The sequence below is a fragment of the Paenibacillus sp. J22P165 genome (genome assembly GCF_059692015.1).
In genome coordinates this window covers 1-14,924 of sequence record NZ_JCAUAP010000033.1, presented here as the reverse complement: position 1 = coordinate 14,924, position 14,924 = coordinate 1, and the positions used below count along the sequence as shown (strand labels likewise).

The 14,924-nt window shown below is 44.0% G+C and carries 14 protein-coding genes and 1 rRNA gene; 7 read left to right on the top strand and 8 right to left on the bottom strand.

Features of this window, described 5'->3' with window-relative positions; translation table 11 throughout:
- The 3 genes from AC58QM_RS35580 to AC58QM_RS35570 all read right to left on the bottom strand — a co-directional run.
- Window positions 1–113, bottom strand: a 16S ribosomal RNA gene (locus AC58QM_RS35580); the annotation flags it as partial.
- Window positions 114–382: 269 nt separating this feature from the next.
- Window positions 383–661, bottom strand: coding sequence for a hypothetical protein (locus tag AC58QM_RS35575; protein WP_497289382.1), 279 nt, complete (start codon window positions 659–661; stop codon window positions 383–385).
- A 168-nt stretch (window positions 662–829) separates the two neighbouring features.
- A complete protein-coding gene (locus AC58QM_RS35570) occupies window positions 830–2,059 on the bottom strand; it encodes an S-layer homology domain-containing protein (RefSeq protein WP_497289381.1) in 1,230 nt (409 codons plus the stop codon).
- A gap of 212 nt (window positions 2,060–2,271) precedes the next feature.
- On the opposite strand from AC58QM_RS35570, the gene AC58QM_RS35565 reads away from it, so the two are divergent.
- From AC58QM_RS35565 to AC58QM_RS35550, 4 genes are all read left to right on the top strand, one after another.
- On the top strand, window positions 2,272–3,930 hold the full coding sequence (locus AC58QM_RS35565) for an FAD-dependent oxidoreductase (RefSeq protein ID WP_497289380.1): 1,659 nt from the start codon (window positions 2,272–2,274) through the stop codon (window positions 3,928–3,930).
- A 155-nt stretch (window positions 3,931–4,085) separates the two neighbouring features.
- Complete coding sequence (locus tag AC58QM_RS35560) at window positions 4,086–4,862, top strand: DeoR/GlpR family DNA-binding transcription regulator (RefSeq protein ID WP_497289379.1); 777 nt, start codon at window positions 4,086–4,088, stop codon at window positions 4,860–4,862.
- Window positions 4,855–5,679 carry an HAD family hydrolase gene (locus AC58QM_RS35555; protein ID WP_497289378.1) on the top strand — a complete coding sequence of 275 codons (825 nt, stop codon included), beginning with the start codon at window positions 4,855–4,857 and terminating at the stop codon, window positions 5,677–5,679. Before AC58QM_RS35560 ends, AC58QM_RS35555 begins: the two co-directional genes overlap by 8 nt.
- Entirely contained in the window at window positions 5,676–6,875 is a 1,200-nt protein-coding gene (locus tag AC58QM_RS35550) for an MFS transporter (RefSeq protein ID WP_497289377.1), read from the top strand. Before AC58QM_RS35555 ends, AC58QM_RS35550 begins: the two co-directional genes overlap by 4 nt.
- Before the next feature lie 48 nt (window positions 6,876–6,923).
- Here AC58QM_RS35550 and AC58QM_RS35545 read toward each other — a convergent pair whose 3' ends face one another.
- The 3 genes from AC58QM_RS35545 to AC58QM_RS35535 all read right to left on the bottom strand — a co-directional run bounded on the left by AC58QM_RS35545 (window position 6,924) and on the right by AC58QM_RS35535 (window position 9,617).
- Window positions 6,924–7,469 carry a hypothetical protein gene (locus AC58QM_RS35545; RefSeq protein ID WP_497289376.1) on the bottom strand — a complete coding sequence of 182 codons (546 nt, stop codon included), beginning with the start codon at window positions 7,467–7,469 and terminating at the stop codon, window positions 6,924–6,926.
- Between the two features lie 50 nt (window positions 7,470–7,519).
- A complete protein-coding gene (locus AC58QM_RS35540) occupies window positions 7,520–8,956 on the bottom strand; it encodes a DEAD/DEAH box helicase (protein WP_497289375.1) in 1,437 nt (478 codons plus the stop codon).
- Window positions 8,957–9,041: 85 nt separating this feature from the next.
- Entirely contained in the window at window positions 9,042–9,617 is a 576-nt protein-coding gene (locus tag AC58QM_RS35535) for an RNA polymerase sigma factor (protein WP_497289374.1), read from the bottom strand.
- A 212-nt stretch (window positions 9,618–9,829) separates the two neighbouring features.
- Here AC58QM_RS35535 and AC58QM_RS35530 point away from each other — a divergent pair, with 212 nt between their 5' ends.
- Complete coding sequence (locus AC58QM_RS35530) at window positions 9,830–10,093, top strand: DUF2573 family protein (RefSeq protein WP_497289373.1); 264 nt, start codon at window positions 9,830–9,832, stop codon at window positions 10,091–10,093.
- Window positions 10,094–10,137: 44 nt separating this feature from the next.
- Here the strand turns inward: AC58QM_RS35530 and AC58QM_RS35525 are convergent, their stop codons facing one another.
- Window positions 10,138–10,914 carry an SDR family NAD(P)-dependent oxidoreductase gene (locus AC58QM_RS35525; protein ID WP_497289372.1) on the bottom strand — a complete coding sequence of 259 codons (777 nt, stop codon included), beginning with the start codon at window positions 10,912–10,914 and terminating at the stop codon, window positions 10,138–10,140.
- Between the two features lie 75 nt (window positions 10,915–10,989).
- The gene (locus AC58QM_RS35520; RefSeq protein ID WP_310502302.1) at window positions 10,990–11,448 is read right to left on the bottom strand and encodes a chemotaxis protein CheX; all 459 of its coding nucleotides are present in this window, start codon (window positions 11,446–11,448) and stop codon (window positions 10,990–10,992) included.
- A 281-nt stretch (window positions 11,449–11,729) separates the two neighbouring features.
- Between AC58QM_RS35520 and AC58QM_RS35515 the strand changes: the two genes are divergently transcribed.
- Entirely contained in the window at window positions 11,730–13,409 is a 1,680-nt protein-coding gene (locus tag AC58QM_RS35515; RefSeq protein WP_497289371.1) for a PAS domain-containing sensor histidine kinase, read from the top strand.
- Window positions 13,406–14,203: a TIGR01457 family HAD-type hydrolase gene (locus AC58QM_RS35510; RefSeq protein WP_497289370.1), complete on the top strand. Its 798-nt coding sequence runs from the start codon at window positions 13,406–13,408 to the stop codon at window positions 14,201–14,203. The genes AC58QM_RS35515 and AC58QM_RS35510 overlap by 4 nt, the downstream gene beginning before the upstream one ends.
- The last annotated feature ends 721 nt before the right edge of the window (window positions 14,204–14,924 follow it).

Sequence of the window (14,924 nt, the reverse complement as noted above, 5' to 3'; positions counted from 1 at the left end):
GTGTTACTCACCCGTCCGCCGCTAGCTTACCCCGAAGGATAAACCCGCTCGACTTGCATGTATTAGGCACGCCGCCAGCGTTCGTCCTGAGCCAGGATCAAACTCTCCATATTAGAAAGATGACTTGCTCATTTGAAGCTAGCGAGATTTTGCAATCTCAATTGTAGTCGATTACTCGACTGTGCTTACTCACTCGTTGTTCAGTTTTCAAAGATCAATTTCTCATGTGTCATTCCCGCCTCAACCTCAAGGCCGGAATTACAATATAGCATATTCACCCAAACAGATGCAAGCTTTATTTTTACAAATTTCGATAAAATTTGCAGCCCGTTTTGGCTGGATCAGTAATATACCACGGGCATTTGGATAATGCAACACCTTTTTAAAAAGAATATCGATTTAACTCTTGCTGCACAAGTTCTTGCTCAAATTGCTCTTTCAATGAATCATTGCTTGGCGAAATCGATAGGCCCATTTCTCTGAACTCACGAATCAGATTCTGAATCTCATGAAAGTTTTCTTGCTGCACATATCGCTCAGTCTGATTAATGACATGGAACGCCATGGCTTGATAAGCATCTGTAAAGCTTTCGTCAACACCTTCTGCTCCTCGGTAGTCAGCATAGTACCTTTTAAAAGTATCCATCAAACTTTCTTCCATCTAAACCCACTCCTCTCAAGATATCGCATAGTTTCTCACTTCACTTTCCAAATTATACAATTAAATTAGAACAAGCCCCCTGCATGAAGCAAGGAGCTTGTTTGTTTGAATCTAACCTTTTTATCTATCTCTATTAGAAGTGCGAATAGAAGTGCGAACTTTTTATCTCTATTTAACGTCAATAGTTGTAACGGATTGATTTTGGCCTTTAAGCTGAATCAAGTGACCAGCAGAGAAGTTAGCCAAATTACCTGTCAAAGCGAAAGTGGAAGCTACATTATATGTAGTCGATTGATCAACGCCATTGATATTTTGTGTGATCGTGATTGTTGCAATTTTACCTTGAGCGTTAATTGTTGTTGAAGTCAATGTACCCAAAACATCGAATGTAGCATTCACTGGAGCATTGCCTGTTACTTCTACAAAGACAACTGTGTTGTTAAATGTACGTACTTTTACTGTGTCGCCAACAGCGATTTGAGTAGCAGGTACTTTCACACCGTTACGCAAAACGAATGCATCTGGGTGCAATGTATAAGTTGTTGTTGTGCCATTTTTAGTTAGGGAAAGAACATTGTTGTATACAGCTGCGTTGACAGTTCCTGTAATCGTGTTTTGATCTTCACCAGGTAGTTGCTCGTTTGTACGATCTAGAAGAGCTGCCAATTGAGCACGAGTTACATTTTGGTTTGGACGGAATGTATTGTCTTCAAATCCATCGACTAAGCCTTTATCAACCGCTACTTTTACATAACCAACAGATCCTGCTGGAATTTGTTTTGCATCTTTAAATGAAAGCTTGCTAGTCATGTTTGCTTTTGCTTCCGCTTCTAATTTCAATGCTTTCACTAGAAGTGTCGTTGCCCATAGACGGTTTGCTTCTTCATTTGGACGAACGCTGTCATCGCTTTCTGTGAATAAGTCATTTTCAAGAGCTACAGCCACATAACCTACTGCCCATGCAGGAACTTTGTCTGCATCTTTGAAGTTCAATTTCGTGGATTTTTCAGCATCGGATTCAGCTTGCTCACGCAAACCCATCAAACGAACAGCTGCTGTAATCGCTTCAATACGAGTTACGGTTTTCTCTGGTTTGAAGCTACCATCTTCATATCCTTCGAAAACACGTTTGGATGCTAGGCTTGCAATATAACGCATTGCCCATTGTGCATTCTTCATATCGTTGAAGTTGATGTTAATTGTAATGTTTGTATTTCCTTTGGAGTTGTTGGAGTTATTCGATTTATTGTCATATTTCTGAGTGTAGTTGTTGTTATTTCCTTTGTTGCCGTGATCATCGTTTTTGCTGCCATTTGCAAATGCAGCAGTTCCGCCACCAGCAACCATAGTTAATACAAGACCTGTAGCTACGAATTTTTTCATTAGGTTTTTTTTCATTTTAAAATCTCTCCCTTAGTCATGTTATGGTTTATACATAAGATGGAGCCTTCGCGAAGGGTTCCTGGTTATGCTACAAGGATTCGCCAATGCTTGTCATTTTTTGGGGGTGTCGTTTGTAAATCTTTCAAAATCAATTCTCAAAGTCTATTAAATCCACCTTGAAACTGCTAAACTGAAACCATATAGTCTAACGCTAAAGGAGCTTATGTATGCGCTTACGAAACCCGCGAGTTCAACTCGTTATTGCTCTGGCTGTACTCTTAATTATTGGATCAGCCTTTTCATTCAGCAAGCTTTGGTTTAAGCAAGGAAGCATGAACGTGACTGCAGTAGTGGCTCCATCTGTAACACATCCTACTACGCCACAAGTAAGTGATGTACCGACACCAGTACCTACCCAAGAAACGAAAACTGAGAGCAAGACCACATATCCAACCGAAAACGTAGATGTCGTCGTCATAGGAAGCGAGCTTGAAGGACTATACTTGGCGCGAGCAGCCATGGATGAAGGTCTCAAGGTAAAAATATTAGACCCTCACCTAGCCTTTGGCGGTCAAATTCTGCAGAGTCAGATGCTGTTTCTTGACGAAACACGCGATGAACAAGGTCATTTACTCGTACAAGGCCGTGCCAAAGAACTTTTTGACGGCTTCCGAAACGCTAAAATTCGTAAGTTGCCTGAGTTTACTACTTATATGAATAAACTGAGCAAGGACATCCCGATTGAGTCAGGGATTACCATTCAAGATGTTGAACAAATTCAAACACCTGACCATATGCACAAAATTCCATCCCTCACTTATAAAACGAATACAAATGAAGTTAAGAAAATCACAGCATCCTACTGGGTAGATAACAGTGATTATGCCGCATTAATAAGTCGTTTAGATGCCAAGCGCCTACCTGGACTTGAAAAGTTCTACGGTCAAAAAGAAATTGAGTACATGAGTGCTGGTATGATGATGAAATTTAAAAACGTGGATTGGAAGAAGTTCAATACGACCTTTAACGCATTAACACCTGAGGATAGATCCAAGAAATTTGGCGGTGGAAGTGTCAGTGATAGCTTCGCAATTGGACTTAGCGGGATGACAAAGGCTTATCATCCTTCTAATGATCGTGTTTTCCTAAGAGGATTAAATGCGGTGAATCAACGTGATGGTGACGTCCTCATTAACGCGTTGCTCGTATATACCGTAGATCCCGCGAAACCAGAGTCCATACAAGAAGCTGTTAATTTAGGAAATAAAGAAACGGCACTCATTTTGCAGCATTTCCGGAAAACCTTACCTGGGTGGGAAAAAGCGGAATTGGGCGAACTTCCGACCTATCCCTATGTACGTGAGTATAACCATTACGAAATGGACTACACATTAAAGCCATCTGATCTCCTCGGCGGCGCCATGTTCTGGGACAATGTAAGTATTGGCGGCTATCCCCTCGATTTACAAGGAACAAGTGCGAATAAATGGGGAATTGAGATGGGACGGCCAGATAAATATGGCATGCCATTACGCAGCTTTTTGCTGAAAAATTATGATAATGTCATCGCCGCTGGAAAAAATGTCGGTTCGTCGGCAATTGCTTACGGAAGTACACGTATCCAGCCCAACACGAGTTTGGCCGCTGAATCCATCGGTGTTATCCTAGGCCAGCTTCATGGAAAGAGTAAGCTACGAGAAATTACACCAGAAGAAATGACGAAACTCCAAGCGTACCTAGCGACGCGTTATCAAATTAAACTGACCGGCGTAACGGCGACAAATAAGATTACAGGTTGGAACGAAGAGGAAATTCGTAAACTAGATACGGGTGAGATTACTTATCCGAGCTACATTCAAACACGTAAAAAAACAACCGTTAAATAAGATTGTGATCGTAGTAACCGTGTTCTCGTTCATGCAACGAGCAGGCACGGTTTTTTCTTTTGAAAAAAAGATTGAAAGCCAATCAACATGCGTATACAATAAGTCATATACTTATAATCACTTAATATCACTTAAGCAAAGGAGGTGAATTTCCCTTGTTTCAAGAAGAACGACTCATTTCTATCCTTGAATACTTAAAATCAAATAAGCGTATCTCCGTGGATCTGATCTGTGAGCTCTACGAAGTCTCACGCGATACTGCTAGGCGAGATATGGTCAAACTAGAGGAGCAAGGCTCCATCGTACGTACAAGAGGCGGAGCGATTCTTCCTACCCTTTATAAAGAAGTGGGCAATTATGATCAACGACTTCAAGAAGAGTCCTCTTCCAAACTGACGATTGGGAAAACAGCTGCTACCCTTGTTCAAGATGGCGATTACCTGATGATGGATGCTTCTACTACGGTCCTACACGCTGCCACTGCCTTAACCTCCAAGAATAACATTGTCATCACAAGTTCTATTGAAACAGCCGCTATCCTTACCCGTAAGGAAGGCATTACGATTCACATGCTTGGCGGTGTACTAGATAATAAGCAACATAGCGTTTACGGGACGAAGGCGATTGAAATGTTAAAAGAATATCACGTTGATAAGCTATTTATTGGTACGTGTGGTATTTCCGAGACAGGTCTGTCTGCCCCCAATGAAGAGGACTGTTATTTAGTTAGAGCCATGATGCAGTATGCAGATCAAGTGATTGTACTCGCGGATCATTCCAAGTTCGGCAAGCGCTTGTTCCATCATGTCGTTGGATTTGAAAACATCGATATGCTTGTGACCGATCAAGCGCTTAGCGAGGAAATGAAAGAACGTTTATTTGCCAGTGAAGTGGAAATTGTACTTGCAGGAGGAGAAGACCAACATGATTAAACTTATCGTTAGCGATCTTGACGGCACGTTGCTTGACCATCATAAGAAAGTAAGTGAACGCGAACTAAATGCCCTAAGCCAAGCAAAAGAAGCCGGCATCACACTTTGTCTAGCTTCAGGTAGAATGAATATGGAAATGCAAAAGGTACTTCAAGACATACAACATCAAGGCCATTCCGTTTCCCAAAATGGTGCCTTTATCCACTTAGTGGATGGGACACTTCTGCAAGCAAAGCTATTTGAACCTTCCATCGCTCATCAAGTCTTCCAGAAGCTCAAAGCATACGACGTGGTAAAGCTGATTTGTACCGGAGATGCCAATATCATCGAAAGTATAAGCCCAGCGTCCGACGAAATTCAAGCGAGAATGTTTGAACCCTTCCTTTTGAAAAGCGAGATTGAGCAGTCCTTGAAGGATACATTCCCGATCTGCAAATTCTCTCTTTTTGGGCGCGTAGAAGTATTACTAGAAATTAAGAAAGTACTAGAAAAAGAACTGCCTGATCAACTGGACATTTATTTGGCGGATAAAGATTGTCTCGACATCATGCCTCATCAGGTTTCTAAAGGCACCTCCATATTGACACTAATCGCGCATTTAGGCTTCAAGCCTGAGGAAGTCGCATGTTTTGGAGACTCCTTTAATGATGTATCCATGTTCGGGATTACACCACATAGTTTTGCCATGCACACGGCTCATGCCGATGTGAAGAAACAAGCTGCTTATACAGTTACTTCCGTATCCGAAGCCATTGCCCACGTATTTGCCTTTAATGAAAAGAAGACGACGGAACATGAAGGTAGTACTGTACTATGAGAAGACTTTTATTCATGGGCTGCTTATCCTACTTACTTACAGGCAGTACACACGTTATCTTTGGCGCGGTGCTTCCTGAACTACTAGCCCATTATGGACGTAGCTATAGTGGCGGCGGTATGCTGGTCTTTTTACAATTTGGAGGCTTCATGTTAGGCGTGCTTGCTATGCCTTCACTCATTCGTCGGATCAGTCGCAGAAGTACGATTACAATGGCGTTTAGCTTCCTGTTTATTGCGATGCTTGCTATTGGATTACTGCCACCCTGGCCTATGGTGATCGGATTGACTTTCCTGGCAGGTATCTCCTTCGGACTTGTGGAATCCAGCATAAGCACTTTCGTTCTCATGGCAGCCAAAGATCAACAAGCCGTTGCCTTCAGCAAGCTTGAAGTCTACTTCGGACTAGGCGCTTTGATTATGCCGCTTGTAGCCAGTTTACTTATTGCGAATGGCATATGGAAACATGCGTTCGTTCTACTTAGTATAAGCGCGTTGGCTACAGGAATCATTTGGTCAAAACTTTCCTTAGGTGAGCATGATGAATTACTTGCACATAAAGCTGACCGTACACAGAAAGCGGAACGAATTCCCGTTTTATCTAAAAAGTCACTTCTTTTTCTCTTCTTACTTATGACCGTTTTCTTCTTATATTGCGGTATGGAAAATACGATCGTTAATTTCTTACCTTCGATTTTTAAAGATCAACTAAATGCTTCAAGCTCCATCGCTTCACTTGGTGTTACCGCTTATTGGCTAACTATGGTGATTGGACGTGTATTTGCAGGCGTACTTGCAGAAAAGATTACGTATTTAAAGTATTTAGTCTTCTCGTTCGCCTTAAGCGTGCTTACTGTGCTCGTTTGGCTATTTAGCACCAATTTATGGAGCAGCTTTGCCGTTATCCTCTTGCTTGGGTTATTCATGTCAGGTATGTTCGCTGTTGCCCTTATCTATGCCAATCAACTATTGCCAGGGCGTACGGAACAAACAACGAGCGCGTTGATCGCCGCAGGCGGTTTAGGTGGCGCCATCCTACCGCTGGGTGTCGGTTGGGGCATGGATCACTTCCATGTAGGTGTCTCGATCTGGTTTGTTCTAATCAGTATGTGTGTTGTGTTCGGCATTATAATGTATACACGTAGATGGCAGGCACCTGTGCTGCGTGCACAGCAGGATGATATTGTTACTTCCTAAACGAAAAACCCTTCAGATCCACTTGGTGGACTTGAAGGGTTTTTGGCTTTACTGGAATGGTTTTAGCTGAATGAGAATGGATTTATCCTCAAATACCACATTCTTTATCCCAATTAACTTGGGCAAATAGGACTGAAGCGGAATTTCAACTGGCGCTAATTGAAGCCATGAACTCGGCAACTGCCAATTCTTGATCTGTGTATTCACATGCTGTATGACCAAATTAGGCGGTTCCCAACTTAAGGTAAACAGCGCGTGAGCACCAATTGGGATCCGCTCGTGCCACCTTACGTTCACATCTGCCTCAACCATAGAACCCTGCAGATTCAGCGCGGCGCCTTCCATCCGAAAGTCATGGGGCAGTTGGGTATGCGACGCTAATTGCTTTTTGAGCAATTGATTGACATCCTCTTCCGAAAGCCGAACATCCAGCTTTCGGGAAAGGATCATTTCTGCAATTTTGTTACTAATGGATATCTCTTTATATTGCAGATCAAGCGACTCTGTTGGTTTCACATACTGAATGACGATGACTAGCATCACCGCGGCGATGACAGCCAGAGTCAAGATCGCAAACGTTATTTTCTTCAGCATGCTTTACACCCCGCAGATTATGAATAAGCTAAGCTTCCATACGAAGCGTGCTATTCTTCTTTATTCTGCTGCTTCTCTTTGAGCCAGCGCGGAGCTCCCTTGCTCTTGCGATCGCGCTCGCGTTGCGCTTTGCTGACGGCCTTGCCTGCGGCAGCCGTCTTCGCTTGCGCTGCCGGCTTCGCCGGAGCAGCGCTCTGCTGGCCGCGCGCGTCTGGCGCCGCGGCACTAACACGCACCGCGCCCGCAGGCGCGGCAGCATCACGCGCGCCGGCGGAGCCGCTGCGCGAAGGTGCTGCGCCGCTTGGGCGCGCGGCTTCACGGCGGCTGCGCATCGTAGCCGCACTGCGATCTTGGGCCGGGTCGACTAACCGGCCCTCGTACATAGCCTTCGGCTCAATCGTGATGCCGAGTTGCTTCTCGAATTTTTCGATGATGAAGAGTTCCTTCGAAGTCACGATAGAGATCGACGTCCCTTCACGCCCCATCCGGCCTGTCCGACCTACACGGTGAAGGTAATACTCCGCATTCGTCGCTACATCCAAATGGAAAACATGCGTGACTCCTTCAATATCGAGCCCTCGAGCAGCCACATCCGTCGCCAGCAATAATTGGAATTTTCCTTCGCGGAAATTACCCATGACTTTGGCACGATCCTGCTTGCTCGCTTCCCCGTAAAGAGCTTCAACCGAAAGACCGACATATTGAAGCTTCCCAACGACTTGTGCAATATCGTCAGTCACATTAATGAAGACAATCGCTGAAGTTGGCTTAATCATCCGAACAAGTCTTCGGAGTGTGTCGATTTTTTCACGTTCCTGACACACGACATAGTGATGCTCTAATGTTTCAGCCGTACGCTGGGAGGGGTTAATTTTGATAATTACCGGATCCTTTAACCATCTACCTGCCGCTTGCTCTGTACTTTGCGGAATCGTCGCCGAGACAAACACCATTTGACTAGTACGAAGCATGCCCTTAAGCACCGATTCTACATCCTGCATGGAGCCAAGTTCAAACACTTGGTCAACTTCATCGACAATACCGATTTTCACGTGATGCAGTGTAAGCTTACGTACCTTCATCAATTCAAGCAAACGTCCAGGTGTTCCAACAACGATATGTGGGTGTAGGCGTAGCTTTTCGATCTGTCTCGCAACAGCCGCTCCACCAATTAAAGATTGCGAACGAATAGGTCCCCCACTCGTCAGCTTCTCAATTTCCTGCATGATTTGCATGCCCAGCTCTCGTGTTGGGACCACAACCATAACTTGCAATTGTTTCTGAGTTGCATCGATCCGCTCTAGGGCCGGCAATAGATAAGCTAGTGTTTTTCCTGTTCCTGTCTGGGATTGAATAATGGCATCTTTCCCTTGCAGCAGAACGGGGATCCCTTCCGCTTGAATCGGAGTTGGCTCACCTATCCCTAATTCTTGTAATTTATCTAAATATGTCTGTGCAATCTGCAGCTGTTCAAAACTTGTGCTCAACGCTAAATACCCCTTTTCTCTTCCAACCTCATGCCCATATTATATGCTAGAGTGCCCCAGCAAACAAATATTTGCCCATATCCCTCTATTGATCAGAGCCCCACTCCTTCAAAAACTTCTGCTTAATCGCATCACGCGCGCGAAACAACCTCTGTCTCACAACACCTTCAGTCACGCAGAGTTCACTCGCCATATCCTTGTATGATAAATTATGGATCCATTTCATGGCGATAATCTGTCTATAGGCAGGATTAAGTTGATTGATATAGGCGATAACAGCCTCTCGCATCACCTTCATTTCGACCTCTACGTCTGGAGAGGCCGAATAATCCGAAGTAGGCGCTGATTCTTTCAATGAAAATAAGATTTCTGTTTCAAGCTCATCTCGGTTACGTTTATGTTTACGCAAATGATTTAAGGTTACGTTACGGGTAAGTCTTTTGAGCCAACTCTCATATTTATCAATCTCCGTTAATAACGGGGCTTTGTGAACGGCACGAAGAAAGGACTCCTGGATAATGTCTTCCACAGCCGCGTGATCTCTCAAAATAAAGTTAATCATCGGATAAACGAGCAAGTAAAATTCTTTATAAATTTGCTCCTGCATGCTCTTATCTAATGTGTTAAAGTCGCTGTTAAATATCTCTCTCAGTGACTTCATCGTGTTCCCTCCTAGCCTACAGGTAAAAAGACCCAAAATGTATCTACCTTATTTTAGGATAAAAAAGGGGAGTAAACAATCGTTCTGGCAAAATAAACGGAAAAATTTACCTAAGCGCTGCGAGAGCTACTTTTTGACAGCCTTATGCTTTCTTTTTCCAATGTGGTAAACTAAAAGTCAACTACCTATTTCCATCCGAAGGGATGAAGTCAATGAATACGGATTTCGAAAACGATTTTAACACCTTGGTTGCCAAAACAGCTGAACTTATTACCGGTGATACGTCTCCAGAAATGATCGAGAAGATAAAAGTATGGGCTTTCTTCAATCATGTTCATAAGTCCTTGCCTGCACTCGCATCCCATTGGAATCAATCTCATCCAGAAGCTAAGGCAGAGATGCGAAAGATTTTCGAGGAAATTCGTGCGCTCAATCAAGCGAAACAAGCAGCGAAGCCCGATCAAGCAGACACGTAGCATAAGCAAAAAAAGCGACCCCAATCATCCGACTGGGAGCCGCTTTATTTTTTATTCATAATACCTGTAGCTAGTTTGTTGAATAGTCGAGGAAACATATGAAACAATTTGACGCCAGCGCCTGCTACAAAAGGCAAGTTCTTCTCAGGAATGTTTTTCTCAACGGCATGAATAAGTTCTTTGACAACTTTTTCTGGCTTCAGCATAAACCAGGCAATGTTCTTCACATAGTTACCACTCGGGTCCGCTTTGTCGAAAAATGGTGTCGCAATAGGGCCAGGGTTAATCGCTGTTACCACTACCCCCGTTCTCGCGAGTTCCATTCTCAAACTATTCGTAAAGCCAAGAACAGCATGCTTAGTTGCGGAATAGGCTGTTGATTTGGCAGAGCCGATTTTCCCCGCCATTGACGCAATATTAACGATATGCCCATTACGTGCGGTCAACATATGCGGGAGAACAGCTTTCGTACATCTGACAAGCCCGAGGTAGTTCACATCCATCATCTCTTCAAAATGAGCAAGAGGCGCCTCAGCAAAAGCCTCGAATATGCCATAACCGGCATTGTTAATCAGTATATCAATACGCCCAAATTCAGCGATAATGCGACTCACAACTTCGTTAACCTCATCTGTCTTCGTAACATCCATGGCGTAGACAGCATGCCGTCCTTTCAAGCTTGAAGCAATTTGTTGCAGTTGATCTGTACGCCGTGCCGTTAACACAGGAATAGCACCCTTAGCTGCAAATTGTTGAGCCATTAATGCCCCAATCCCACTTGAAGCACCTGTAATTAAGACGACCTTGTTCTTAATTTCCAACCTGTTCCGCTCCCTTCAACGCATAAAAAAAAGGAGTTACCATGATGCAGGTACTCCGTACGTTTCTTACTTATATTACGTAATTATTACTTGAATGTCTAGTTCACCAATGCCATCCATAATTAATGGAATGGTTAATGCTTTCTTCGGCACAAATCCTGCTGCCGTAGCAGATTGGACCAACTTCGGTGGTGTGATGTCTACCCGTACACCTTGATTAAAGAGCATCGTGCTCGCATTACCACTGATCATATTACCTAGTTCCGAAATGGCACTCTTTCCCATTTCATCCATCTCCGTGACAACGAATCCGCCCATCATGGCAGATACCATTTTCAAAGCAACATCTTCAGCCAAGCCAAAGACCACATCGCCTTCCATTTGCCCAGTCATCCCGATTTGGATCCAGATATAATTTTCCACAAATTTGACGTCTTTAATGCCGAGCTGCCCAGTAGTTGGGCGAATGTTAGCAACTTGCTCGATGACGATTCTAGCCGACTCCAAAAAGGGATTAATGTACTCAGCCTTCATAGCTCCGCTCCGATCTCATTTTGCGAATAAGTTCCACAGAAAAACGACCTTTTTCAACATTATACATAAAATTTTAGGACAAGTATACTGTCAATTTAACAAAAATAGTTCTAACTACTCAGATACATACCCCCACTTCAACCTTCATACTTAAATTGTCGAAGCCTGTTATTACCAGAAATGAAATTATTTAAAGGGATAAACATTGGTAAATTATACAATATATTAGCTATATCTGTTAAACTATTAAAAATAGTCTCGAAATGGAGAGCTGAAAGTCAATGACGATGAACCCCCCTCCTGCAAGTGCGCGGAAATTATCGAAGTACTTCGTATGTATCGTAGTGCTCTTCGGTGTAGATTTATTTGGATTACAACAACTATCGTTTTTTCAAAATAACCGTCTGGCAAGCATTTCTCTTGATTGCAGCGTATTCGTCGTATTCATGATACTTCTCTTATTCATAATCAAGTTACTCCAACAACGTGAAAATACGATTTCAGAAACATCTGAGCGATATAAATCACTATTTGATAACCATCCTGATTCTATCATTTCCTTTAGCTTGGATGGCGATATCCTGTCTTCCAATCATGGACTTGAAAGCCTTCTTGGTTTGGGAGAGGAATCGTCAAAATCCGCCTCTTTTCTTCCTATGATTCACCCGCCTGATTTGCTCAAAACATTGCACCATTTCCAAGTGGCTTCTGAAGGAATGCCTCAAAACTTCGATGCTTCTTTCTTGCATCAAAATGGATTTCCTATCCCTTCTAATGTAACTTTTGTTCCGACGAAGGTGGGAAACCACATCGTTGGGGTTTATGCTATCCTCAAAGACTTGACGGAAATAAGAGAACAGAAGAAAGAAATTGATAAACTTTACAAACAAAATCAACTGATTCTAAACTCTGTTTCTGAAGGCATTTATGGCATTGACACGAATGGACGAACTATTTTTTGGAATAAAGCAGCAGAAGCGATCACGGGTTGGAAGGTAGACGAAATGCTAGGAAGACGAATACATAATTTAATACGACCTGTTCATCTCGATGGTACCTTCGTAATTCCCGAGGAAAACGCAACAGTCAACACAATGCTTCAGCGAGAAGGTTCGGTTCTTAATGAAGATGTATTTTGGAAAAAGGATGGGGCCAGCTTCCCCGTTGAATATATGTCTAGCCCTATGCTCGATGGCGGCGGTCAGCTTCTTGGCACCGTTATTACATTCAGCGATATTACGGAATTGAAGAAAACGCAGGAATTATTAATAAAATCTGATAAACTATCAGCTGTAGGACAATTGGCTGCCGGTGTTGCACATGAAATCCGCAATCCGCTGACTGCCTTAAAAGGATTCCTCAAGCTGCTCAAAACGAGCTCTTCGAAGGAGCAATACTACATTGAAATTATGCAAAAAGAACTTCAGCGTATAGAATTTATTGTGAATGAGTTTTTGTTTGTTTCCAAACCACAAGCTACCCACTTTGTTACTAGCACATTAAATACGATTATCATGAGCACAGTCGAATTACTTCAGCCTCAAGCGTTACTCGGCAACATTGAAATTGAGGCAGAGGTTGACTCTGGGCTTCCGCCAGTTACTTGTGATGTGAATCAAGTCAAACAGGTTTTTATTAATATTATGAAAAATGCCATTGAGTCCATGTCGCAAGGTGGCAACCTGCGCATTTATGCAGAGCTAAAAGGCACGGGAGATCACATTATTGTCCGCTTCGTAGATCAGGGCTGCGGCATCGCACCTGAACGCCTCCCTAAACTTGGGGAACCTTTCTACAGCACGAAAGAAAAAGGAACAGGTCTCGGCTTAATGGTTTGTTATCGCATCATTGAAGCGCATGGCGGTTTCATGAACATAAGCAGTAAACTTACGGAGGGTACGATCGTTGAGATCACTCTGCCGACAACAACTTACCTATCTAAAGGAGCAGCAACAGGATGAACGGATTTCTGATCGATCTCGATGGAACACTTTACAGAGGACACGAGCCCATCCCTGGTGCCGCAGCTTTCCTAGAATGGCTGCACCAGGAGCAATTGCCATACTTATTGGTGACGAACAATTCGTCCCGCACCCCGGAACAGGTAGCCGAGCATCTGCAAGCGCTCGGCATTGAAGTGCCCGCAGCCGCCGTCTACACCTCTTCGCAGGCGGCTGTACAGTACTTGACCGAGCAGCACGCGGGTCATCGTGTGCATATGATCGGCGAAGACGGCTTGCGGATAGCACTGGACGCAGCCGGCTTCGCCCTAGATGAGACGACGCCGGACTACGTCGTCCAAGGCATTGATCGCAGCTTCACCTATGGGAAGCTGACGGAAGCGGTCCGCCTGCTGAAGCAGGGCGCGACCTATGTTTTAACCAATCCCGACCGGCTGCTGCCGTCGGATGGAGGTCTTATGCCAGGGGCAGGCACCCTGGCCGCTGCGATCACCGCCGCCTCCGGCGTGGAGCCGGTGGTGATCGGTAAGCCTTCGCCGATCATTATGGCGTATGCCATTGAGCGGCTCGGTCTGCCTGCCGCCGATGTCTGGGTCATCGGCGATAACGTGCACACCGACATCCGCGGAGGCGCGATGGCGGGGTGCCGCACGGCTCTTGTACTGACTGGCGTCGCCACGCCAGACAATGTGCACGAGCAGCTGGCGTCGGCTGGCTTGACGCCAGATATGGTCTGCACGGATTTGCCGCATTTCATTGCGCAGCTGAATTCATTAGCAGCATCGAGTAAGTGAGAGCTGGTTAGGGCTGTTTTTCGCGACATCACATAGAAAAAAACCTGCACATTGTGCAGGTTTTTCTTTTACCTAGCTTTCCTTAACCCTCTAATTAAACAAAACAGTCCAACTAGAATGATAAAACCTGTCGACCAAGAAAAGGCAAAGTCATTCTTATAAACCATGAAAGCGCCCAGACAGATTAAAACAATGCCCATCACAATATTATATAATTTCATGAAGTCTCCTTTGTTTAATCCCAGTATAGTAGTTATCCTAACAATAATGCCTTATAAAATCAAAAGGGGCTGTCCCAAAAGAATACTAGAGGCTCTATTTAGCTCAAATATGCATAAATCACGAAAATATGGCAGCGCATCTACGTTCTCTTTTGATACGATATGTGTTCAGAAATCGGAATCCATAGTAAATTGTGCGGTTGGCAGATTGGCACTTAATGAACTTGGCAGTAGGATATTGGTTGGGTTGGGTTGGGTTGGGTTGGGTTGGGTTGGGTTGGGTTGGGTTGGGGCTTGCGAACGCATAGAGCCTGCCCATTCGTGTTTAGATGTATAAACTACATCTAATTTGCTCGAATCTGACCTATTTTCATGATTAGACGGAAAAATGCACCTAGAATTAAAAGTGGACGTCTCTTAGTGTAGAAGTAATAATAATCTTAACTATGAACTAAGAGGTGTTTGTCCATGAGCGATTCAAGACAACGATATAATGAAAC